A 20795-nucleotide genomic window follows, 5' to 3' on the forward strand; every position below is an offset into this window, starting at 1 on the left:
TTTTGAATAAAAAATCGTTAAACCATGTCTATTCAGCAGACCGAAGCATTGGTAGCCACAGTAAATGAATTGGGGTATGATTCCGTAGAAATATTTGCTCTGGAAAAAGCCAAAGAAGCCTTGCGCGCCGAAATGGCAATCTATCAGCGTGAAGTGACGGAGTTTGAACACAAGTACGGAATGAATTTTGCGTCATTTTTAGAAAAGTTTGATTCAGTAACTCAGGTTGACTTATTTGAGAAAGAAGATGACGAAATCGAATGGAAAGCGTGTTTAAAAGCAATTACATTGGTTGAAAACAAACTAAAAACGTTAGAAGACTGATGGCGCTACCCGATGGTACTGAAACCAACGTTCAACCTTCGGAACCAATGACACTGGAAAAAGTATTGACTTACATTATGTTACAGATCAACGTAAAGTGAAATATTCCGCCAAAGGCCCAAGGGCTAGGGCAGGGAAAAACGAAAGAGCGGCCACGATGAAAATGACGGCCAACACCATAAAACCAAAAGTGGCAGTGTCGGTTTGGAGCGTTCCTGATGACTCGGGAATGTACTTTTTGTTGGCCAAAATCCCTGCAATGGCTACTGGACCAATAATTGGTAAATAACGACTCAAGAGTAAGACAATGCCGCAAGTGATGTTCCAAAAAGGGTTATTGTCGGCAAGTCCTTCAAATCCTGAACCATTGTTGGCCGATGACGAGGTGTATTCGTACAGCATTTCGGAAAACCCATGAAAAGTAGGGTTATTGAGCCAGCCTACGTTGGGGTCTTGAACAAAAACAAAGCTGGATAAAGCCGTGAAGGCCAAAATCAAAAATGTATGGAGCAAGGCCACCAACGTGGCTATTTTCATTTCCTTTGCTTCTATTTTTTTGCCCAAAAACTCAGGTGTACGCCCCACCATCAAGCCAGAAATGAAAACGGCAATGATGATGAAAATGTAAAAGTTGAGGAAACCTACTCCCACGCCTCCGTAGAGGGCATTGATCATCATATCAAGCATTTGTAACGCGCCCGACAAGGGAGTCATGCTGTCGTGCATGGCATTGACCGACCCGTTGGAGGTAGCCGTGGTGGCCATTCCCCAAAACGCCGAAGCGGCCGCTCCAAATCGAACTTCTTTGCCTTCCATGCTTCCAAGTGATTGGTCAATTCCTAACCGTGATAGTGCAGGGTTTCCTTGCATTTCGGCGTAAATGGATGCGCCCGCCATTAATAGAAAGCCAAAAGTCATTACACCAAAAATCATCCAAGCCAATTTTTTGCGGTTGAGGTAGAAGCCTAACGCAAACACAAACGCAATGGGAATCAGTAGGATAAGAATGTTTTCGACGGCATTGGTTAAGTAATTGGGGTTCTCCAAAGGGTGTGCTGAGTTTACGCCAAACCAGCCACCGCCGTTGGTTCCCAGCTGCTTAATGGCAATCATGGCCGCAGCGGGCCCGCGCGACACCTGTACCGAATCGCCTTGCATCGTGACAATGGAGGCTTTGCCTTCCCAGTTCATAGGAACACCATTGAACACAAGCAATAACGCCGACGCCAACGATAAGGGGAGTAAGATACGGGTGCAAGATTTGAGGAAATAGACGTAAAAGTTGCCTAACCCCTCCCCAGCCCTCCCCTGAAGGGAGGGAGTTTTTGAATAAGAATCAGTAGCAGCGTATTTGCTACTTCCCTCCCTACTGGGGAGGGATTGAGGGTGGGGTTTCATCGCTTTAAAAACAATCGCTCCTGCGGCCATGCCTGTACCAGCAGTGACAAATTGCATAAACATCAACCCTGCCAGTTGCGAAAGATAAGTGACACCCGTTTCGCCTGAATAGTGCTGTAAATTACAGTTGACCAAAAACGAAACCGCAGTGTTAAAGGCTAAATGCGGGCTCATGGAAGGGTTCCCGTCGGGATTGAGTGGGAGCCAGCCTTGATTCATCAGAATAAACATCATCCAGAAAAACCAGAGGAAGTTGATGGTCAGTAGCGCGATGAGGTGCTCTTGCCATGTCATCTCCTTTTTGGGGTTGATGCGACAAAGCTTGTAAATGCGGTCTTCGAGAGGGGCAAGAAAATCTAGCCACGTAGGTTGGCCAAGGTAAACTTTGGCGATATAGCGCCCCAGCGGAAGGGCCAAAAGGACGCTCAAACTAAAAATGAGGATGATACCGAGAATTTCGTACGACATAGGAGTAAGATTAAAATTTTTCGGGCTTGAGAAGGACGTACACGAGGTAGCCAAAGACAGCCAATGCAAGAATGAATAGTAGAGAAAACATGTGTTTACCGTTTTGTGATTATCTGTCTCAGATACAGACAAAGCGATAGTTGCCAAAGCTATGCCACAGCGTTGAGTGATTATTTAAGTATTTGAAAATAAGGAGGTTGTGTTTTTGGCGGACGGGCGAATCGAAGTGTTTTCTTTTCAAAATGAAAAAGTCGTTTTTCATTTTGAAAAAGGGGGCTTCTCTGTGAAGCAAAGCTTATGGAATAGTCATGTCGCCCTCTTTTAACCGCATGCCTTTAGGCTGGGGATGATTTCGGGTAGCATTTTCACAATTTATACTCCTCAATCTTTCGATAAAGCGTGGTAAGGCCGATACCTAGCAAGCGGGCGGCTTCGGGTTTTTGTTGTTGGGTATGCTGGAGAACGCGGCGAATGTGCTGTTTTTCGAGTTCCGCAAGGGGAACAATCCCCAGAACCGACGAATCATGGAGCCCTTGTATGTCGTAGGGCAGTTCTTGTGGAGTTAACTCCGCCTGAGGAGGTAATAAGATGATGGCGCGTTCAACGACGTTTTTTAATTCACGGATGTTGCCTTTCCACGAATGTTGCGCCAGTTTTTGAAGAAATTCAGAGGAAATGGAAGGAACTGAACGGTTCATTTTTTTTGCATACAACTGCACAAAATGAGCCACCAAAAGTGGAATATCGCTCGGACGCTCACGAAGAGCGGGTAGCGTAATTTCGAATACCGATAACCGAAAGTATAAATCGAGTCGAAAGTGCTGTTGTTCCGCTTCTTGGCGTAAATTACGGTTGGTGGCGGCAACGAAACGTACATTGACGTGCGTGGGTTTCGTATCGCCCACTTTATAAAACGAGTTCGTTTCGAGTAGGCGTAAAAGCTTGGCTTGTAAGTCGAGGCTCATTTCGCCGATTTCATCCAGAAATAACGTCCCTCCGTGGGCTTCTTCTAGCAGTCCTTTTTTGTCCTTCAAAGCACCCGTAAAGGCACCAGCACGGTGACCAAAAAGTTCGCTTTCTAAGATTTCGCGACTAAATGCGCTGCAATTGAGCGCCACAAAAGGTTTGTCTCGTCGAGGACTTTCGTGGTGAATGGCTTGGGCAAACACTTCTTTGCCCGTTCCTGTTTCTCCCAAAAGTAGAACCGTTGTGTCGGTTTGAGCTACTTTTTGAGCGAGTAAAATGGCTTGTTGTAGTACCGCCGACGTTCCGATAATGCGTTCAAAACCTACTTTTTGGCGTACCTTCTCCTCAAGGCGCTTTACTTTTTGTTGAAGTTCGGCTTTTTCGACGGCCCGAGCCACCAAGGGGACGATTCGGTCGTTGTCATCGCCTTTAGTAAGGTAGTCAAACGCTCCATTTTTGACGGCTTGTACCCCGTCAGCAATCGTGCCGTAAGCCGTCAGAAGAATAAACTCGACCAGTGGGAACGCTGCTTTTAACTGTTTGGTGAGCTCTACGCCGTGGGCATCAGGAAGTTTGACGTCGCATACAACTACTTGAATGTCTTGTTTTTCAAGTAGTTGTATGGCTGATTTGGCATCGCCTGCCTCACTTACGTGGTATCCTTCCAACTCCAAAATGCGCTTGAGCAAGCCACGGAGTTTAATTTCGTCGTCGATAAGGAGTAAGTTGGGCATGGGTTTTTGTCACGCTGTAAGCGTCTATTTGTGGGTACATTAAATAGGCTTTTAGATGCCAACGGCTTGACAAATGCCTTATTTACCTTCATATTCCGCCAACGTTTCGCGCAAAAACTTCAAGAAAGGAGCCGAAAACTCCTTACGCTTGAGCGCAAATTTGACGGTAGTTTTTAAGAAATCAAGTTTATTGCCAATATCGTGGCGTTCGCCTTCGATGCGGTGCGCGTAGATATTTTCCCGACGTAGCAAGAGTTGGAAGGAGTCGGTCAACTGGATTTCTCCGCCTTTCCCTTTTTCTGTTTTCTCGATAGCCGTAAAAATTTCGGGCGAAAGAATATAACGACCTGCAATCGCAAGATTAGAAGGCGCAGACTCAATCGAAGGCTTTTCGATGAGGCTATCAAGTTTCATGATGGTTTCGCTCAAAGCTTCTCCACCCACAATGCCATAACGGTTTACTTTCTCACGCGGAACCGTTTCGACGGCAATCACTGTGCTTTGGTATTGCTCGTAGGTGTCGATGAGTTGTTGCGTTACAGGAATCACGGAATCCATGATGGTATCGCCCAGAAGTACGGCAAAAGGTTCGTTTCCTACGTGTTGTTTGGCGTAATAGATGGCATCACCCAATCCATTGGTTTCCCTTTGGCGAACGTAGTGGATATTGGCCATGTCCGAAAGACGGCGCATTTCGTTCCAAAGCAATTCGTCTTGTTTTTCTTCGAGTTTTGCTTCCAATTCCACATTACGGTCGAAATGGTCTTCGATGGCGCGTTTTCCACGGCCAGTAATAATAAGAATATCCTCAATTCCCGAATCCACCGCTTCTTGTACTACGTATTGAATCGTAGGGGTATCGATGATAGGAAGCATTTCCTTGGGTTGAGACTTAGTTGCAGGTAAAAATCGAGTACCTAAACCTGCGGCGGGTATAACGGCTTTACGAATCATTGTGGGGATTAAAAAATAGAACGTATGATTTTGCTTCTGACAAAATTGTATCTTTTTAACCCCAAGCCTTTAGGCTGGGGATAAAAAGATATAACCATTTTGTGGCTTTAGCCTTGATATTTTCTTATATAATATACCAAAAATTCAGGGCTAAAGCCGAATCCACTTAATTTATTTTGTGCCACGCCTTAAAGGACGTGGTTATTAAAATTAACACTTATTTCCCATACAACGCTTTTGCGGCAGGTTCGTATTTGTCGCCTGAAATCCAGTACGGTTTTTCTGATTTGTTGCCAATGAGACGCGCCGTATAGGCAAACGATTGGCAGAATTTGAGCAAATAATCAAAATCGACCGAGTCGGGGTTGTCGGCAGCTTGGTGGTAATACTTGGCAATTTCGCCGTCGAAGCTCTTAAAACCAGGGGCAAAATCAGGAGCAGGAATACCTTTAGCCGCTAAACTAACGTTGTCTGAGCGGTCAAATAGCCCTTGCTCGGGCGATGGGTCTCCAAAAACACCTAATCCAAATGCCTTACAACCCGCTTCGATTTCGGCTTTGCAGTTGGTGCGGTCAAGTCCAATGACGGATACAAGCGTTTTGTCGGCGTAGCCCGCACCGTCGCTGTTGAGGTTAAAAACGCATTGATTGAGTGGAACAAGTGGATGATCAGCGTAGTATTTACTGCCCAGCAAACCCACTTCTTCGCCCGTGTAGGCAATCAACAAAATAGAACGTTTGGTAGGCTTGAGCGAGAGAGTTTTGGCCGCCGTAAGCATAGCTACCGTTCCGAAGGCGTTATCGCGCGCACCGTTGAAAATACTGTCGGCAGCGGTATAAGTATTCCCTCCTTTTTTGCCCATTCCGACGTGGTCGAAGTGCGCGGTTACGACCACATATTCGTTTTTAAGGACAGGGTCAGTACCCTCAATTACGCCTACTACATTGTGCGATTTGACGGAGGTTTGTTCACGTCCAGTCGTTTTGAAGGTAGCTTGAGTAGCGCCACTTTTAAACAAATCGGCATATTTTTTCTGTTGTCCATTGACCCACACGTGCGCCACAGCGTCGCCTAAGCCATTGTCAAGGCTGGTTTTTTCACCCCCAAAATAGCGAGAAGCAAACGACCACGGGATTTGTGCCGTAAACAACTCAATCAACAATGCAGCTCCTTTTTGCGTCGCTAGTTTTCGTTTTTCGTTGGAAGCCGTAAAAAGTTCTTGGGGTGTTTTTGAGTCGGGCGTTCCAATCTGAGCCACCACAATTTTGCCTTTTACGTCGGTTTTATAGTCGTCGGCTAGGCCATAGCCTACAAAAACAATGTCGGCGGTGAGGTTAGCAGGGGCACTTCCCAAAATCACAAATTCTTTGTTGACCCGTAAGGTGTCGTTGTTGGCAATGAGGACGCCCTCTTTCGCTGATTTCTGAATGGCAAAAGGAACCGACTGTAAATAATCGGTTTGGCCAGGAGCGGGTTTGATGCCTAAAACGCGAAATTGCTCGGCGATGTAGCGCGATGCTACCAAATTGCCCTGTTCGCCCGTTCGGCGGCCTTGTAGTTCGTCAGAAGCTAAAAAACGCATGTGCATTTCAACTTCCGCCCGAGGATATTGGGTTTCGGGTAACTTTTTTGGGGCTTGTGCTATCGCGAATTGCGACGCCAAGGCAAACAAAATGGCTGTGCTTTTACTACTAAAACGCATAAAAATGTATGTTGATGATTGGTTTATGTTTGGATGTTTAGGAGGAAGAATAATTAGTAAGCTAAAAGTATTTCGGCAGGAATACCCAAGTGCTTGTGGATTTGTTTTATCATTTTAAGGGTAAGGTTTCTCTTTTTGTTTAGGACTTCCGATACCCTGTTTTCTCCTCCGAAGTAAGGCGCTACTTCTTTTTGAGTTAGTTGAAGTTGTTCAATACGCTCTTTGATGGCTTCGATGGGGTCAGGCTTAGGAATAGGATAGTGCTTTTTCTCGTATTCACTGGCCAGAATGGTTATAGCTTCCAAAATATCTAGTGCTTTTTGGCGCTCAACTTCATCTTGGATAAGGTCGGCATCAATCAATTCATCAATAATTGCCGAGGCATTGGCAAACTGTTCTTCGTTTGTAATGGGCTCAATTTTTATTGTTGATATGTCTAGTTTAGCCATGATTTTTAGAAATGTTAGATATGGGCAATATCTTTAATGTTATCGTACTCTTTGTGTGTCCCGATAAACCTTACAAAAACCAGCTTTTTCTCATACTCGAACTTCGCAATCAGTCGGTATTTATTACGGGCAATGTTAAAAACAATGGGAAGTTAGAAAAGTTATGCACTTTCCAAAATCTTTGGCCCGTCTTGGTTGATTTGAGAAACGTAGCTTTTGGTAGTGATACCGACACTTCCGAACGCTTCACTCATGGCTTTGGCAACACGGTCGGCGGTTTCGCGGCCACGGCTCAAAGCAAACATCGAAGGCCCCGCTCCCGAAATACTGCAACCCAAAGCGCCGTTGTCGAGGGCAGCTTGTTTTACGTGGTCAAATTCAGGAATGAGAATCGAGCGTACGGGTTCGATAATCACATCTACCATAGAGCGACTCACCAGCTCATAGTCTTCTTGCATCAGCCCTGCAATCAAACCCGCTACGTTGCCCATTTGAGAAATGGTATTTTTGAGCGAAACCTCGTTGCGGAGAATGTAACGCGCGTCTTTGGTGTTGACTTCCACGTCGGGGTGAACGAGCGTGCAGTATAGTTCATCGGGAACTTTCACCTTAAATACGTCGAGAGGCGTATAACTGCGGATGACGACAAAGCCGCCTAACAGCGAAGGCCCCACATTGTCGGCGTGGGCAGCTCCGCAGGCAATTCGCTCACCTTCCATTGCAAACGGTAGCAACTCTTGGCGGGAAAGGGGGCTTCCCAATAGTTCATTGATGGCAAATACCCCAACTACTGAACTCGCTGAACTTGAGCCCATTCCGCTCCCCAATGGCATATTTTTGTGTAAAACTACTTCTACGCCTTGGTTAGATCCGATGTGTTGTAAAAACTTGAGCATGACCACCGTCACGGCGTTACGTTCGGGATTGCGGGGGAGGCGGCCGTTGTCGCCGATAATATCTTTGATAACCACTCCTGGTTCGTCGCGTTTGCGAAGTTCGACGATGTCGCCAGGTTGGTCGAGGGCAAATCCAAAAATATCAAACCCGCAGGCTACGTTGGCAACAGTAGCAGGGGCAAAAGCTTTAATGTAATCCATGTGTCAATCAGATGATAAGGCGGAGTGATAATTTGACAAAAGTACATAAAAACCTAAAAAAACAGCACGACTTCAAAAGCCGTGCCGTGAGGAGTAAAAGAGAGTAAAATGTTAATCAGAGTGCGAAGCCGAGTTTGAGGTCGAGAAGGAAGTTATTAATACCCAAAACGTAGGGTTTTCTGTCCAATAATCCTTTTGTAAGGTTTAGGTCAACAAAGCCATTTTTGAATAATTTTCGTTGGTAGCCTAGCAATAATCCTGTATTGATGAATGTAGGAGTAAAGGTGAATGAATTTTTGTAAAGCTCGGTTTTTAAAGAACTATGTGACCCGAAAAAAATGGTATTCAGCCCCGCATAAAGCCCTGACAGGTTATTGCCAGATTTACCCAAACGCATTTGGCGATTCATAAACAAATACCAACGCGGTTGAATAGCCAACTTCGCTGTCAAAATCAACCCTTGGCTATTCCCTCTGAAAGACGTCCCTGTTTCAGGGTTATAGAGTGATACGTTTTTTTGGAAAGCATTGGAAGCCGATAAGTCCAAATATGAGTTGATGGAGAGCGGCGACTGGGCGATTTTGTGTTCATGCCCGATGCTTCCGTGAAATAGTTGGGTAGAGGTACTTAGATGAATTTTAGGCCAGCTAAACTTCCACAAACTACGTTCGTTTTCGAGGCATTGCAATAGGTTATGGGGAGTTTTTGCCGTTTTTTTGAAATCGGCTAGTGCGACCCCTATTTTGAAATGGGTGGTGATAGACCAATTGTGCTGAGGTTTTGAAGTAATACTTTGACGAATGTTGTTCCAATCAATGGGTTGTTTCACAGAATTATCTCCGTCCAAGAAGGTCAGTTGTCGGTGGACTTGTTGGTCAGTTCTTCGGTTCAATGATAAAGACATGTCAATGAGTCCGTATCTAAATAAACGCCGTTGTATCCCGTAACTCAGACTTAGTTGGGAATTGTAGTAGTTACTGAAATAATCGGTATCCCATTTTCCATTGTAGCCAGAGAGACTGTTGCTAATGGACTGATTATTTTGCCAAAGTTTTTCATAGCGGAGAGACACATAATTTCCAGAGAAGTTGTTACTGCTTTTTCCTTGTTTGATGCGAGAAGCCATGTCGTGGTACCACCGCAGTTCTGCCGATGTCCTCCAATTCCTACTAAAGTTAGACGAATAAATGTAGGAGTAATCGGTAAGTCCGTCAGGAGTTACAGGACGATTGGCAAGGCGAGTTACGTCAACACCTATTGAAAAAGACGGATTTATCTTGTATTCTGCACCTAGTCTAAAGTCAACTACATGCTTTACGTAGCTTCTTTGGAAGAGGTGAGAAGCAAGTAAGTTAATGATGTCTCCATACCCTTTCAGCATCCATTTCGTCGGCTCCTTCGTCATAAACACATAGTCATAACGGTCAATAAACCGCTGCTTTTCGAGCGTACCCGCTTCCTGCGTGTGGGTGATACGGACGGAATCGCTGCTCCCTTGGGCGAATGCGGTGGAGATTCCTCCTAAGGTCGGAATGACAATGAGGAGTGTCGATTGCAGAAGGCAGAGTGTCGAATAGAGGACAGTTAGTGTTTTTTTCATGGCTTGGGGTGGTTAGAGGGCGAAGCCGAGTTTGAAGTCAAAAACGGGTCTTTTATTATAAAACGCTGTTAGACTTTTCGCGGATTCGTGAAAAGGCTTGGACAGGCTAATGTCAATAAAGCCACGATTGAATATTTTTTGTTGAAAACCCACTAATGCGCCTGTATAACAGTACCTAAATGGGACTTGGAGTGATTTGGATTTAGAATAAATTCCAGCAGTGAGTATGTTCAAGCCAGCATAAGGGCCTGATAAATTATTCCCAACTTTTCCTGCTTTGTTGAGTGTACGCATTAGAAAGTACCATCGTGGTTGGAGATTGATGAAGTTGACAATGCTATAAGTGAAAGGTAGCGTAGGAGTTGTTTCGAAAAAACTATCTTGCCTGAGGTGGTTTAGTGAATAGTTCCAGTATGTATTGAGCGAAAAAGCAGAGCGCAATATTTTTTGTTCGAACCCGATACTCCCATTAATGGTTTGAGAAACAGGACTTAAACGTAATTGTGGCCAGCTAAATTTCCATAAAGACTGCTCGTTGACCAAACATTGAAATGCTTCACAGTAAGGAGTTTGTGCGCCTTTGACAATGTCAGCAAATGCAATGCCGACTTTAAAATTGGTGGAAATAGACCAATTATGGTCGGGTTTGTAGAAGATTTCTTCTTTGATAGTACTCCACTGAATCGGAAATTTGATAGGAGTATTGTTGTCTAGAGAGCTTAATTTGCGGTGTACAATCTGATCGGTGCTTCTATTTAGAGAAATGGAAAAGTCGGCAAGTCCAAATTGAAAAAAACGACGTTGTATTCCGTAGGATAAACTAACCTGATGAGAATAATATTGGGCATAATAATCTGTCTCGTTATACCTAAATAAAGTAGTACTAAAATTCTCTTCATTCCATGCTTTTTCAAATTTAAGTGAGAAATAATTGCCAGAAAAGTTATTCACACTCTTACCTTGTCGAATACGCAATGCCATGTCATAGTACCATTTTAAATCAACTGACGTAATCCAACGAGCCGCAGGTGGGTTATGGGCAAAATAAATATAAGCCTGATATGGATTTTCGTCATAAAAACGGGATTTCCTAAATGGCAAAGCTTTGTTTCGAGTAATGTCTAAACCAATTGAAAAAGAAGGGGTTACTTTGTGTTCTACCCCTACACGCAAGTCGGTATTATTTCTAAAATAGTCTTTGTCAATGGATTTTGGTACTTCAAATGCACTTAAATTTGTAAATATTTTTCCCATCCACTTCGTCGGCTCCTTCGTCATAAACACATAGTCGTAGCGGTCAATAAACCGCTGCTTTTCCAGCGTACCCGCTTCCTGCGTGTGGGTGATGCGGACGGAATCAGCGCTCCCTTGTGCGAAGGCGGTGGAGATTCCTCCTAAGGTCGGAATGACAAAGAGGAGTGTCGATTGCAGAAGGCAGAGGGTCGAATAGAGGACAGTTAGTGCTTTTTTCATGGCTTGGGGTGGTTAGAGGGCGAAGCCGAGTTTGAAACTGCTGTAAGGTTCAAAAATTGGCTGATTCTTAGTTGTAGAGCGTTCCTTGTAGAGCAATCCGAGCTGAAAATCAAAAAAGCCTTTCTCAAATATCCTTCTTTGCATTCCCCAGGTCGCGTAGGCCGCTCTGGTGTTGCTCCAATGTGTTTCTCGTTTCACTTGAAAAACAGGATTATAGTCCATGTCGCTAAAGGACAACAGTTGACTGCCCATAATAGCAAAGTAGTTGCCCGAAAGGTTATTGGCCGATTTCCCTTCACGTATTCGCTTCTTTAAATTGTAATAGTACCTAGGCTGTACTAAAAAGGCACCGCCAGCTACCAAAAATTGCGAGCCAAATGATTGGAGTGCTTTTCGGCTCAAGTATGAAAAAGAGAGATTTAACTCCGTATTGATTGACCAAGCAGATTTGGCAATTTTTCTTTCATACGAAATGGGGAGCGAGAAGTTAAATTGGCGATTGGTAAGGGTGAAAGGTGAGGCAATATTGATTTTAAAAAGTTGATTTTCTTCTTTAAAGCACTTCCAAACGTTGCAATTGCTGGCATTAAGAGCGGTTGTTTTTTGGGCAGAAGTAAACCCTAAACCAAATTTTACATCCGAAAATAGAAACCATTCATCTTTGGGGGCGGGAATATTGATACTGGATTGATTAGGTAGGGTCAAATCGTAGGTAGTGCGCCCGATATTGAGAGAGAAGTCGGCAAACCCTCGTCCGAAAAATCTTTTTTGAGTACCTAATTTTAAAACAAAAATTTGAGAATTCTTATACCACTCATTGGATTGGTTTCCGATAAATGGTACTTGTAGTAACGTGGTTACAAACTTAATAGAAGGGATTTCAAACGCTTGTCCGTATTTAAAACCTATATACGAACCTGTTAGATTGTTGGCTTGTAAACCTTTCTGTAAGCGTTTTTTCATATCATAAAACCAGCGGATTTCGGCGCTGGCAAAATGAGATGACCATTGAAAATCATTAATGTAGCCCCCGCTTAAACCTACATCAATGGAGAAGGAGGAGCCAATTTTATGTTCATAGCCAAAAGCATAGGATAACGAACTAGGTAAGCTCCCTGAGATTTCATTGCTTGGCCCTCGTAACTGCAAACGAGGAACAGGACTGGCTGATAAATACCCTTTCAGCATCCACTTCGTCGGCTCCTTCGTCATAAACACATAGTCGTAGCGGTCAATAAACCGCTGCTTTTCGAGCGTACCTGCTTCTTGCGTGTGGGTGATGCGGACGGAATCAGCGCTCCCTTGGGCGAAGGCGGTGGAGATTCCTCCTACTGTCGGAATGACAAAGAGGAGTGTCGATTGCAGAAGGCAGAGTGTCGAATAGAGGAGGGTGAATGCTTTTTTCATGGCTTGGGGTGGTTAGAGGGCGAAGCCGAGTTTGAAATCAAGAATGAAATTGTTTCGTCCCAGTATGTAGGGAGTCCTTTCCAATAGTCCCTTTGTAAGGTTTAGATCAACAAAGCCATTCTTAAATAATTTTCGCTGGTAGCCTAGCATCAATCCCGTGTTTACGAAAAAAGCACTGTTGCCGAATGAGTTCTTGTATCGGTCGTTTTTGGTGTATCCGTATGAACTCAAAAAAACATTATTCAACCCAGCATAAAGACCCGATAAGTTATTGCCAGCCTTTCCTAAACGCATTTGACGATTCATTAATAAGTACCATCGTGGTTGAATATGTAACTGCGCGGCTAAACTCAAGCTTTGGATATTACTTGTAAAATGAGTTTCTGTCGCAAGGTCATACTGTGCTACATTTTCTTGGGAGCGATTGGAAGCATATAGGTTCAGGTACGTGTTGATCGAGAATGGTGACTTAGCGATTTTTTGTTCATACCCAATGCTGCTCATAACTATTTGCGTGGATGGGCTTAGGTGGATTTGTGGCCAGCTAAATTTCCATAAATTGTTTTCATTTTCAAGGCATTGAAATACATCACAGGCGGGTATTTTCGCTGTTTTTTTGAAATCAGCCAGCGCGACTCCTACTTTGAAGTTGGTGGTAATAGACCAATTGTGTTGAGAGCCAGAAGTAATACTTTCTTGAATGTTGTTCCAATCAACGGGTTGTTTTACGGAGTTATCACCGTTTAAGAAGGTTAATTTTCGGTGGATTTGTTCGTCCGTTCGTCTGTTCAAAGACAAAGACATATCAATGAGTCCGTACCTAAAAAAGCGCCGTTGTATCCCATAACTCAGACTTATTTGAGATTGGTATTGTTGTTTGAAATAATCAGTGTTCCATTTGTTGCTAGAACTAGAAAGTCCAGTTGAGGGTAAGAGCTCTTTTTGCCATGCTTTTTCTACGTTAAAAGAGATATAATTTCCCGAAAAATTATTGCTGCTTTTGCCTTCTTTAATACGAGAAGCCATATCGTAGTACCACCGAACTTCGGCCGATGTACCCCAAAGCCTGTCAACACTAAGCGAATAAAAATCAGAGTAATCAATGAGCCCTATTGGCATCAAAGGGCGACTAGGGAGACGAGTCACGTCAATGCCTATCGAAAAGGAAGGACTAATCTTGTATTCTGCGCCTAATCTAAAATCAACCACTTGTTTCACGTATCCTTTTTGGAAGAGGTTAGAAGCAAGCAAATTATTGATGTTTCCGTATCCTTTCAACATCCATTTTGTAGGCTCTTTGGTCATAAACACATAATCGTAACGGTCGATAAAGCGCTGTTTTTCGAGTGTTCCTGTTTCCTCGGAGTGAGAGAGACGAACGGAGTCGGTACCTCCTTGGGCGAAGGCGGTGGAGATTCCTCCTAAGGTCGGAATGACAAAGAGGAGAGTTGAGTGCAGAAGGTAGAGTGTCGAATAGAGGACGGTTAATGCTTTTTTCATGGCTTTGATTTATTGTTTGGCAACGGTGCCGTTGCGGAGTTCGGTGTTTTTGGTTTCTACGTCGAGTTTTACTTGTGCTTTATCCGTCTGAATATCAAGGCTCCCGTATTGCGAACGTACGCGACATTCGCCTTTGATTTGTTGCAAAATCAGGTCGGTTCGTTCGGAGAAAATACTCAATAACCCATTGAAATTCTCCGTTCGTAAGGCACCAAACTGCGTTCTGGCCGTCAATGTCCCGCGTAAATCATGGAGTTCGATGGTGCAAAATTCCGTTTGCAACTGCATGGTTTGAGTTTGTAGCCCTTTGATGAAAATCTTCCCAAAACTGTTTTGGATTTCTACGGCGCAATTGGCCGGCACAAACAACGTAAAACGTGCTTTGAGGTTGGATTGGGGCTTACTTCCGTTTTTGGCCAGTACCACAAAATTGTGCAGACTCACCGTTTTTCCTTTTCGGTCGGCGGTATAATGCAAGGCTTCCAAATCTTTCTCAGCCGTGCTGCGGGTGGGGTGTTTTGCGGTAAGCTCGATGGTCGCTTTTATCTCATTTTTATTCCAAGTCATTATCTCTACGTCGCTTCGCTCTCCCCATACCTGCACCTTTGCGTATTGTGGCACTTCAAAGGTTTTCTCTATTGTTTTGGTAATGACCTGCAACGTTTGAGCAGAGGAGTAAAAAGGCAAAAGGCAAAGGGTGAACCGCAAAATGTTAAATGGAAAACTGAAAAACCGCAAAAGTGGCCAATGGCAAGGAGCAAAGGGCAAAACCCGAAACCATAAACCCAAAACTGTAAACCCAAAACCACAAACCCGAAACCCAAAACGGATAAAGAGAGGTGGGGAAAAGTTGTGGATAAAGTGCAAAATATTCTTCATGGCTATTTTTGGTGTAATATTATCAAATCCGTTCTGACAGCTTTTTCAATAACTCCGCTCGTTCGTGTTCAATATCAGAGAGTTGAGACGAAAGCGAGGCGTCCGTGTTGTACTCGCCCAAAGCTTCTTTGAGTTGTCGGCTGGCGATGGTAAGTTCGTCGAGTTGCTGTTTTAAGTCCTTAAATTCTGGTTTTTCGCACACGGGTGTTTTGGTTTCGCAGAACGCCTGTAATTGCTCGTATTGTTGGTCGATGGCCTCATTTTGAGCTGGCAGGGCGCTAGAGAATGCTTTTTCTTGGGAATAGGTAAGTTTGGTGTCCTCCGATGGAGAGTGCAGAAAAACGTATCCAACAAAACACAGCAAGCCTGTTATTGTGGCGGCTGCCGCGTATCGCCACCACCGTAGCGGACGAGCAGTGGGTAGCGATTCTGTCAACTCCAACCACACTTGCGCGGGAGGTTCGTGCATGGGCAAGTGCTGGAGCGCTTCTTTCAACGGAGCCTCATTTAAGCCCTGCTCCACCGCCTCCCAAACCGATTCGGGCGGGGTGTAGGTAGGTAGTTTATGTTTGAGTAGGTCTGACATAATGCGCTTGTTATTATTTTAACAACTCCCTCAGCCGCTTTTTGGCATAGTTTAATTGCGACTTCGACGTTCCTTCCGAAACGCCCAACAACTCAGCTACTTCTCGATGGGTGTAGCCTTCCACCTCAATGAGCACAAATACCGCCCGTGCACCTTCGGGTAGGCTCAAAATGACTTTTTCGAGGTGGGCAGCATCAATGGCATCGTTGCCCCAATCGACCGACGATGTATCGGTGGGGAGCGTTTCCATCAATAAATAAGCAGGTGTTTGCTGCGAGCTTCGGTGTGCTTTACGAACCAAAATCGCTTTTATCCACGCTCCTAACGTCGCTTCACTACGGTACTGACTCAAGTTCTGAAAAACGGCCAAAAACGTATCTTGCAACACACTATTGGCTTGGTCAAAGTCGCCCGTCATCCGATACGCGAGGGTGTACATGGCCGTTTTGTAGCGGTCATAAAGCAGCCGTTGCGCAGAGCGGTCGTGTTGGAGGCAGCGTTGAATCAGTTCGTTTTCAGTCATGAGTGGCACGTTCAACTACAAAGAGGAGCCGAACAACCCAGAAGGTTGGAATGGGAGAAAAAATAAGTAAAAAGAGTTGAGAGATAAGCGATGAGAGGGTTAAAAACCTGAGGTAGAGAGCCAGTGCAAGCAGCGACCAAACCACTCATCGAACGATGGTGTTTTGAGGTAGCCGTGTTCGCCTTTGGCATAAATGTGGAGGTCGCTCAAGATGCGCTTTTTCTGCAAGGCTTCGTAAAAAAGTAGGCTATTTTTGACGGGTACGACCGTGTCGTCGCTGGCGTGGGTGATGAAAGCTGGAGGCGTATTTTGGGTTACTTGGAGTTCGTTTGAATAACGTGCCAGCTGCTCGGCGGAGGCATTTTTGCCCAAAAGATTCACGCCCGAACCCTTGTGCCCGACTCCATCGGCAAAACTAATGACGGGATAAACCAGCACCAAAAAATCAGGACGTAGGCTAGTACCCTGAGGATTAGGTAAAACGGTGCGCTCAAAATGAGTACCAGCCGTAGAGGCCAAATGCCCACCCGCTGAAAAGCCCATGATTCCGATTTTTTGTGGGTTAATGTTCCATTCGGCGGCCCGTTCGCGTACGGTTTTAATCGCCTGTTGAGCGTCTTGCAGCGGGCCAATGGATGGGTCAATCATGGTACGTTCGTTAGGTAAACGGTACTTTAGGACAAAAGCCGCAATACCGCGTTTGGTAAATTCCTCGGCCACATCGTAGCCTTCGCGTTTTATCACCAACACTCCGTACCCTCCGCCTGGACAAATCACCACTGCCGTGCCCGTTGCTTTGTCTTTTGGGGGAAGAAACACGCTTAACGTTGGTACCGAAACATTAGAAACAACCTGCGACGCGGTGCGTTTTTCTTCGTTGGTAGCCTCTTTGGCGTTAGGAATGGCACCTGCATACAACGGTATTTCTTGTTGGGCAATGCTTACAAAGGCCGAGATACAAAAAAACAGAGACAGAAAAACGGAGCGTAGCATGGTTATTAGGTTTAAAATGGAGGATTAAAGTCGTTTTCCTATAAAGACAAAAGTAGGTCTTTTCTGCTGAGTCTGACATTTTACATTTTTCGGCGTATTATTATTCCGTTCCTTACCTACCTTTGTAGCATGAATCAGTACCCTGTTTTTTTGTTGTTGGGAGCCAACTTGGGCGACCGCGAAGCAACACTCTCAAAGGCGATTACGCTGATTTCGGAGCGAATCGCTCCTGTCATTTCAGCATCGTCGTTGTACGAAACCGCGCCTTGGGGCGTTGAAGAGCAACCCGCTTACCTCAATCAGGTCGTTTTGCTGACCACCGAAAAAGAAGCAAAGCGCGTATTGCAAGCAGCCCTTGCGATTGAAAAAGAGCTGGGACGAGAGCGGCGACTGCGCTGGGGAGCACGGGTTATCGACATTGATGTGTTGTTTTATGGCAATAAAATACTGACATCGGAGGAGTTAGAAGTACCCCATCCACGGCTGCATCAGCGTAAGTTTACGCTGGTTCCGCTCGCGGAAATTGCCCCCGAGTTTGTTCATCCTTTATTAAAAAAAACAATCCAACAACTGCTCAATGAATGCACGGATGAGGGGATTGTGAGCTTGTTTAAACGTTTTAAAACCAATTGATTGTCACTATGCAACGTCGCGATTTTATCAAACATACTTTGCTCGCCACGGGAGCCGTAGCGTTGGAAAATTGCCAACCCAAAGATCCCTATGCTCCCCGCAAATACGAAGGCCAAATCGCCATCATTGGAGCAGGAGCGGCGGGATTGTACGCGGGCTATTTGCTAGAACAACAGGGCGCGAATTACACCATCTACGAAGCTGCCGAACAAATCGGGGGACGGATTCGTCCGTTGAAAGGTCTGGCTGATTTTGACGTGGAGTTGGGGGCTGAAAAAATCCGTGGTAGCAAATCGACCCTGTACGATTGGGCCAAAGAGTCAGGAGCTTCGTTGTTGCCTACTTCTGGAACCGATTATTATCAAATAGGTACTTTACTTCGTACCGAAGCACAATGGAATACCGACCTCGATTTTCGCTTGGCTATGTTGCTTTCTCAGCAGGCACGGGCGTATTCGGGCAACGAAACAACCTTGGCGCATCTCATGGAAACCACCAAGCTTGTGGCCAAAGTACGGCACATTCCTGATGCGCTCATTGCCAACAATTATGGCACCTCGGCCAGCCGTTTGGGGCTTTTGGGCGTAGCTGAGGCCGAAGTAACTTGGAGTGCGGGAAGGGACAATTATTTGTTGGGCAATCGCTCGTTGTTGTCGTTGCTGGAAGAAAAATGTAAAAACGTTATTCCTAAAGTGGTGCTCAATAAACAAATCAAACGCATTGATTTTACCAATAGTCCAATCGTCTTGGAAGATGCACAAGCCCAGCGGCGTTTTGCAGATAAGGTGATTGTGACGGTACCACTGTCGATTTTGCAAGCCAACGACATTCAATTTACTCCCTCACTGCCCGAAGCCAAGCTCACGGCCATCCGCAACATTGGAATGGGCGCGGGCATCAAAGTGGCTTTGGTCTTTAATCGTCGGTTTTGGGAGGCCAATACGGGTTCTATTTATACGTCGGGCTCAGTGCCCGAATATTGGGTGAGTTCCGCAGGGCGAAGCACTTCTTCGTTTGTGTTGTCAGGGTTTGTGACGGGAGAACGAGCCGAAGCACTCAGTGGACAGACCTCTACGGTCATTATTCAGAATTTGCTAAAAGAATTGGACACCATTTACGGAAAAGGGACGGCTACAGCTGCCCTGACCAACGCCAAGGTGATGGATTGGGGTAAAGAACCTTTTATCAAAGGCGCTTACTCTTTCCCAATTCCCAACGGCGGTGGCTTACTCACGCGCCAAACGTTGTCGCAGCCTATTCAGCGTAAAGTCTATTTTGCGGGAGAAGCTACCCACTACGGCGGGCACAGCGGAACAGTACACGGTGCCATGGAATCAGGCCGCCGCGCGGTGGAGGAGCTGCTGAGGGATGTGGTGTAGTTGCAGCGGTCGGGTTGTGAGCAACCCTTAACACGAAGAGCGGGTTGTACGCAACCCGCCCCACACGCATTCGACATTCTCCCCTCTCCCCTCGACACTCCTTTTATCCTGCCCAGTTTTCGCGGTCTAGACTTCGGTACTGAATAGCCTCAGCCAAGTGTTCAATCTTAATGTCTGGACTGGCGGCGAGGTCGGCGATGGTACGAGCTACTTTCAGAATACGATCATACGCCCGAGCCGACAACCCAAGCCGTTCCATAGCGGCCTTGAGCAGGGCTTTGCCTGCGGGGTTGATTTCACACACCTCTTTCACCATCGGCGAGGGCATCATGGCATTACAATAAATCCCTTCTTTGTCTTTGAAACGCTCCGTCTGAATTTCACGGGCGGTAATCACACGCTGGCGAATGTCTTCGCTTTTTTCAGCTTTGCGGTTTGACGAAATTTGGTCGAACGACACGGGCGTGACTTCTACGTGCAAGTCGATGCGGTCGAGGAGTGGCCCGCTGATTTTATTCAAATAGCGCTGAACTGTTCCAGGTGGACAAACACATTCTTTTTCGGGATGATTGTAATAGCCGCACGGGCAGGGGTTCATGCTGGCAATAAGCATGAAGTTGGCAGGAAATTCAATCGCCCATTTGGTGCGAGAAATCGTCACGCGGCGTTCTTCGAGCGGTTGGCGCATCACTTCGAGTACTGTTCGCTTAAATTCGGGTAATTCGTCCAAAAACAACACGCCGTTGTGCGCCAACGAGATTTCGCCTGGCTGTGGGAAGGTGCCTCCGCCAACCAGCGCGGCATCGCTGATGGTATGGTGAGGGGCGCGAAAAGGGCGCCGTGCAATGAGCGATGCCTTAGTACCAAGCTTTCCTGCGACGGAATGGATTTTGGTCGTTTCGAGCGATTCGTGCAGCGTCAACGGGGGTAAAATCGAAGGTAATCGCTTGGCCAACATCGTTTTACCCGCTCCTGGAGGGCCAATCATAATTACATTGTGCCCGCCCGAAGCGGCGATTTCGAGGGCTCGCTTGATATTTTCTTGGCCTTGAACGTGTTCAAAATCAGCGTCGTAATCGTTGAGGGTATTGAAAAATAAATCGCGCGTGTCCACCTTCAACGGGGTGATTTCTTTGGTTTCCTCAAAAAAGCCGATGGCATCTTGTAGCGTTTCTACAGGAATAACGTCGAGGCTATTGACGATGGCGGCTTCGTGGGCATTGGCAGCAGGCAAAATAAATCCTTTGTAGCCAAGCTTCCGAGCTTCCACGGCGATGGGAAGGACGCCTTTGATGGGGCGGAGTTTGCCATCCAGCGAGAGTTCGCCCATGATAATGTAGTCTTCGAGGCTTTTCTTCGTTACGATTTGGTCGGAGGCCTGCAACACACACAGGGCAATGGGCAAATCGTAGGCCGAGCCCTCCTTGCGGATGTCGGCGGGAGCAAGGTTCACCACTACTTTTTGACGAGGCATTCGGTAGTCAAAAAACTTGAGAGAGGCTTCTACGCGCTGTTCACTTTCTTTGACGGCGCTGTCGGGCAAGCCTACCATAAAAAAACGCATTCCTTGCCCCACTGTTACTTCAATGGTTATCATTGTGGCATTGACACCATAGACCGCACTACCGAATGTTTTTGAAAGCATATTATCTTTAGATTTTAAAGCTACAATCATTACCAAATGATTACCTTTGCCGTCCATTTTTGGCAGAACTTATTTTTCTATACAC

20 protein-coding genes are annotated in these 20795 nt (G+C 45.7%); 3 read left to right on the forward strand and 17 right to left on the reverse strand.

The annotated features are described in order from the left end of the window. Positions 1 to 24: 24 nt before the first annotated feature. A complete protein-coding gene (locus K339_RS0114435; RefSeq protein ID WP_028524231.1) occupies positions 25 to 324 on the forward strand; it encodes a hypothetical protein in 300 nt (99 codons plus the stop codon). A gap of 87 nt (positions 325 to 411) precedes the next feature. Here K339_RS0114435 and kdpA read toward each other — a convergent pair whose 3' ends face one another. The 16 genes from kdpA to K339_RS0114515 all read right to left on the reverse strand — a co-directional run bounded on the left by kdpA (position 412) and on the right by K339_RS0114515 (position 17053). After that, positions 412 to 2190, reverse strand: a complete 1779-nt coding sequence (kdpA, locus tag K339_RS0114445) for a potassium-transporting ATPase subunit KdpA (protein WP_028524232.1) — start codon at positions 2188 to 2190, stop codon at positions 412 to 414. 10 nt (positions 2191 to 2200) lie between these two features. Continuing rightward, positions 2201 to 2281: a K(+)-transporting ATPase subunit F gene (kdpF, locus tag K339_RS38110; protein WP_084332212.1), complete on the reverse strand. Its 81-nt coding sequence runs from the start codon at positions 2279 to 2281 to the stop codon at positions 2201 to 2203. A gap of 274 nt (positions 2282 to 2555) precedes the next feature. Then, positions 2556 to 3890 carry a sigma-54-dependent transcriptional regulator gene (locus K339_RS0114455; protein ID WP_028524233.1) on the reverse strand — a complete coding sequence of 445 codons (1335 nt, stop codon included), beginning with the start codon at positions 3888 to 3890 and terminating at the stop codon, positions 2556 to 2558. Between the two features lie 78 nt (positions 3891 to 3968). Then, on the reverse strand, positions 3969 to 4844 hold the full coding sequence (gene galU, locus K339_RS0114460) for a UTP--glucose-1-phosphate uridylyltransferase GalU (protein ID WP_028524234.1): 876 nt from the start codon (positions 4842 to 4844) through the stop codon (positions 3969 to 3971). A gap of 217 nt (positions 4845 to 5061) precedes the next feature. Beyond that, entirely contained in the window at positions 5062 to 6546 is a 1485-nt protein-coding gene (locus tag K339_RS0114465) for a M28 family peptidase (protein WP_028524235.1), read from the reverse strand. A gap of 53 nt (positions 6547 to 6599) precedes the next feature. Beyond that, the gene (locus K339_RS0114470; protein ID WP_037300378.1) at positions 6600 to 6995 is read right to left on the reverse strand and encodes a helix-turn-helix domain-containing protein; all 396 of its coding nucleotides are present in this window, start codon (positions 6993 to 6995) and stop codon (positions 6600 to 6602) included. A 14-nt stretch (positions 6996 to 7009) separates the two neighbouring features. Further along, the gene (locus K339_RS36670; protein WP_084332229.1) at positions 7010 to 7141 is read right to left on the reverse strand and encodes a type II toxin-antitoxin system HigB family toxin; all 132 of its coding nucleotides are present in this window, start codon (positions 7139 to 7141) and stop codon (positions 7010 to 7012) included. Between the two features lie 15 nt (positions 7142 to 7156). Next, positions 7157 to 8092 (reverse strand): homoserine kinase, encoded by a 936-nt coding sequence (locus tag K339_RS0114475; RefSeq protein WP_028524237.1) that lies wholly within the window; start codon positions 8090 to 8092, stop codon positions 7157 to 7159. Between the two features lie 115 nt (positions 8093 to 8207). Then, positions 8208 to 9692, reverse strand: a complete 1485-nt coding sequence (locus K339_RS0114480; RefSeq protein WP_028524238.1) for a hypothetical protein — start codon at positions 9690 to 9692, stop codon at positions 8208 to 8210. A gap of 12 nt (positions 9693 to 9704) precedes the next feature. After that, positions 9705 to 11165, reverse strand: a complete 1461-nt coding sequence (locus K339_RS0114485; RefSeq protein ID WP_028524239.1) for a hypothetical protein — start codon at positions 11163 to 11165, stop codon at positions 9705 to 9707. Between the two features lie 12 nt (positions 11166 to 11177). Next, positions 11178 to 12572 (reverse strand): hypothetical protein, encoded by a 1395-nt coding sequence (locus tag K339_RS0114490; RefSeq protein WP_028524240.1) that lies wholly within the window; start codon positions 12570 to 12572, stop codon positions 11178 to 11180. A gap of 12 nt (positions 12573 to 12584) precedes the next feature. Beyond that, positions 12585 to 14072, reverse strand: coding sequence for a hypothetical protein (locus K339_RS0114495; RefSeq protein ID WP_028524241.1), 1488 nt, complete (start codon positions 14070 to 14072; stop codon positions 12585 to 12587). 9 nt (positions 14073 to 14081) lie between these two features. Next, positions 14082 to 14951, reverse strand: a complete 870-nt coding sequence (locus tag K339_RS33705; RefSeq protein ID WP_051398012.1) for a DUF4097 family beta strand repeat-containing protein — start codon at positions 14949 to 14951, stop codon at positions 14082 to 14084. Between the two features lie 22 nt (positions 14952 to 14973). Further along, positions 14974 to 15537, reverse strand: a complete 564-nt coding sequence (locus K339_RS0114505) for a hypothetical protein (RefSeq protein ID WP_028524242.1) — start codon at positions 15535 to 15537, stop codon at positions 14974 to 14976. A 13-nt stretch (positions 15538 to 15550) separates the two neighbouring features. Next, positions 15551 to 16060, reverse strand: a complete 510-nt coding sequence (locus K339_RS0114510) for an RNA polymerase sigma factor (protein WP_037300380.1) — start codon at positions 16058 to 16060, stop codon at positions 15551 to 15553. Between the two features lie 99 nt (positions 16061 to 16159). After that, complete coding sequence (locus K339_RS0114515) at positions 16160 to 17053, reverse strand: alpha/beta hydrolase (RefSeq protein ID WP_028524244.1); 894 nt, start codon at positions 17051 to 17053, stop codon at positions 16160 to 16162. 129 nt (positions 17054 to 17182) lie between these two features. On the opposite strand from K339_RS0114515, the gene folK reads away from it, so the two are divergent. Together folK and K339_RS0114525 are read left to right on the forward strand one after the other, a co-directional pair. Then, positions 17183 to 17686 carry a 2-amino-4-hydroxy-6-hydroxymethyldihydropteridine diphosphokinase gene (gene folK, locus K339_RS0114520; RefSeq protein WP_028524245.1) on the forward strand — a complete coding sequence of 168 codons (504 nt, stop codon included), beginning with the start codon at positions 17183 to 17185 and terminating at the stop codon, positions 17684 to 17686. Between the two features lie 8 nt (positions 17687 to 17694). Further along, positions 17695 to 19065, forward strand: coding sequence for a flavin monoamine oxidase family protein (locus K339_RS0114525; protein ID WP_028524246.1), 1371 nt, complete (start codon positions 17695 to 17697; stop codon positions 19063 to 19065). A gap of 103 nt (positions 19066 to 19168) precedes the next feature. Here the strand turns inward: K339_RS0114525 and K339_RS0114530 are convergent, their stop codons facing one another. Next, positions 19169 to 20710, reverse strand: a complete 1542-nt coding sequence (locus K339_RS0114530; protein WP_028524247.1) for a YifB family Mg chelatase-like AAA ATPase — start codon at positions 20708 to 20710, stop codon at positions 19169 to 19171. Between the last annotated feature and the right edge of the window lie 85 nt (positions 20711 to 20795).

The sequence above is a fragment of the Runella limosa DSM 17973 genome, assembly GCF_000482465.1.
Lineage (GTDB): Bacteria > Bacteroidota > Bacteroidia > Cytophagales > Spirosomataceae > Runella > Runella limosa.

What these genes read in the sequence shown, in the direction of transcription:
- K339_RS0114510 (WP_037300380.1), bottom strand. Translation starts at nt 16,060, where the DNA reads ATGACTGAAAACGAACTGATTCAACGCTGCCTCCAACACGACCGCTCT.
- K339_RS0114435 (WP_028524231.1), top strand. Translation starts at nt 25, where the DNA reads ATGTCTATTCAGCAGACCGAAGCATTGGTAGCCACAGTAAATGAATTG.
- folK (WP_028524245.1), top strand. Translation starts at nt 17,183, where the DNA reads ATGAATCAGTACCCTGTTTTTTTGTTGTTGGGAGCCAACTTGGGCGAC.
- K339_RS0114455 (WP_028524233.1), bottom strand. Translation starts at nt 3,890, where the DNA reads ATGCCCAACTTACTCCTTATCGACGACGAAATTAAACTCCGTGGCTTG.
- K339_RS0114495 (WP_028524241.1), bottom strand. Translation starts at nt 14,072, where the DNA reads ATGAAAAAAGCATTAACCGTCCTCTATTCGACACTCTACCTTCTGCAC.
- K339_RS0114525 (WP_028524246.1), top strand. Translation starts at nt 17,695, where the DNA reads ATGCAACGTCGCGATTTTATCAAACATACTTTGCTCGCCACGGGAGCC.
- K339_RS0114530 (WP_028524247.1), bottom strand. Translation starts at nt 20,710, where the DNA reads ATGCTTTCAAAAACATTCGGTAGTGCGGTCTATGGTGTCAATGCCACA.
- K339_RS33705 (WP_051398012.1), bottom strand. Translation starts at nt 14,951, where the DNA reads ATGAAGAATATTTTGCACTTTATCCACAACTTTTCCCCACCTCTCTTT.
- K339_RS0114465 (WP_028524235.1), bottom strand. Translation starts at nt 6,546, where the DNA reads ATGCGTTTTAGTAGTAAAAGCACAGCCATTTTGTTTGCCTTGGCGTCG.
- kdpF (WP_084332212.1), bottom strand. Translation starts at nt 2,281, where the DNA reads ATGTTTTCTCTACTATTCATTCTTGCATTGGCTGTCTTTGGCTACCTC.
- galU (WP_028524234.1), bottom strand. Translation starts at nt 4,844, where the DNA reads ATGATTCGTAAAGCCGTTATACCCGCCGCAGGTTTAGGTACTCGATTT.
- K339_RS0114490 (WP_028524240.1), bottom strand. Translation starts at nt 12,572, where the DNA reads ATGAAAAAAGCATTCACCCTCCTCTATTCGACACTCTGCCTTCTGCAA.
- kdpA (WP_028524232.1), bottom strand. Translation starts at nt 2,190, where the DNA reads ATGTCGTACGAAATTCTCGGTATCATCCTCATTTTTAGTTTGAGCGTC.
- K339_RS0114475 (WP_028524237.1), bottom strand. Translation starts at nt 8,092, where the DNA reads ATGGATTACATTAAAGCTTTTGCCCCTGCTACTGTTGCCAACGTAGCC.
- K339_RS0114470 (WP_037300378.1), bottom strand. Translation starts at nt 6,995, where the DNA reads ATGGCTAAACTAGACATATCAACAATAAAAATTGAGCCCATTACAAAC.
- K339_RS0114505 (WP_028524242.1), bottom strand. Translation starts at nt 15,537, where the DNA reads ATGTCAGACCTACTCAAACATAAACTACCTACCTACACCCCGCCCGAA.
- K339_RS0114480 (WP_028524238.1), bottom strand. Translation starts at nt 9,692, where the DNA reads ATGAAAAAAACACTAACTGTCCTCTATTCGACACTCTGCCTTCTGCAA.
- K339_RS0114515 (WP_028524244.1), bottom strand. Translation starts at nt 17,053, where the DNA reads ATGCTACGCTCCGTTTTTCTGTCTCTGTTTTTTTGTATCTCGGCCTTT.
- K339_RS0114485 (WP_028524239.1), bottom strand. Translation starts at nt 11,165, where the DNA reads ATGAAAAAAGCACTAACTGTCCTCTATTCGACCCTCTGCCTTCTGCAA.